Raw genomic sequence first — 275 nt, 5'->3', positions numbered from 1 at the left:
TCGGAAATCTCCGGATCAAAGCTTACTTACAGCTCCCCGAAGCATATCGGTGTTAGTCCCGTCCTTCATCGGCTCCTAGTGCCAAGGCATTCACCGTGCGCCCTTTCTAACTTAACCTAAAAGGTTTATTTCTCTATTAAATAGAGAGAAAACTAAAATGGCGATTACTCGATGTTTACTTTGCTTCTTCTTACGATTATCTAGTTTTCAAAGAACGATTAAAAAAAGCTTTGAGAGAATTGTACTCTCAAAACTAAACAAACAAGAAACGTCAA

Annotated in this window: 1 rRNA gene; it reads right to left on the bottom strand. The window is 38.5% G+C overall.

Annotated features, from left to right (window positions below):
- Positions 1-117: ribosomal RNA gene (locus G6554_RS25435) — 23S ribosomal RNA — on the bottom strand; the annotation flags it as partial.
- Positions 118-275 lie beyond the last annotated feature (158 nt).

This window comes from Bacillus sp. MM2020_4, from assembly GCF_011250555.1.
Classification (GTDB): Bacteria; Bacillota; Bacilli; order Bacillales; family Cytobacillaceae; genus Neobacillus.
The sequence above is the reverse complement of the archived record's forward strand: the minus strand, read 5'-3'. Positions and strand labels throughout refer to the sequence as shown.